This window comes from Shigella sp. FC1661 (assembly GCF_001712525.1).
GTDB lineage: Bacteria > Pseudomonadota > Gammaproteobacteria > Enterobacterales > Enterobacteriaceae > Escherichia > Escherichia coli.
Window position 1 is genome coordinate 1 of the sequence record NZ_MDGW01000449.1, and the last position, 564, is coordinate 564.

The window sequence follows — 564 nt, forward strand, 5'->3', positions numbered from 1 at the left end:
AAGTCGCTGTCGTTCTCAAAATCGGTGGAGCTGCATGACAAAGTCATCGGGCATTATCTGAACATAAAACACTATCAATAAGTTGGAGTCATTACCCTGGTGAAGATAACAAGTTCGATGATTTTATGCGTCAACATCGATTCAGCAAGGTGGATTTCGATACCCAACAGATGATCCATTTTATTAACAGGTTTAATATGAATAAAGGGCTGATTGATAAAAATAACAATTTTTTATCCAACTTATCGATCAGGCCTTACGATCAACGGATGATATGATCAAAGCAAATGCCTGGTATCTTTATAAAGAGTGGATTCGTAGTGATGATGTTTCACCTATATTTATAGAAACTGAAGAAAAGTTAAGAACCTTTAACACTAATAAATTAACACGAAACGATAATATATTTATCCTGTTCTCCTCTGTCGATGATGGGCCTGTTATGGTGGTAAGCTCCCAGCGCTAATATGACTTTCCGTGTCAAACCGGAATCTCTAATTTTGACGATTTTCTTTTTAGGTTTAATTCCCTGAGGGCGACGTAGCAGTAAATCCGACGGTGAAT

General features: G+C 37.2%; 1 protein-coding gene and 1 pseudogene. Both read left to right on the forward strand.

All coding sequences use genetic code 11. The annotated features are described in order from the left end of the window. A partial coding sequence (locus tag BFF42_RS20300) for an IS1 family transposase (protein WP_000618533.1) occupies positions 1-81 on the forward strand: 81 nt, incomplete at its 5' end. Between the two features lie 11 nt (positions 82-92). Next, positions 93-463, forward strand: a pseudogene (locus tag BFF42_RS20305) (SopA family protein); the annotation flags it as partial. Positions 464-564: the final 101 nt, after the last annotated feature.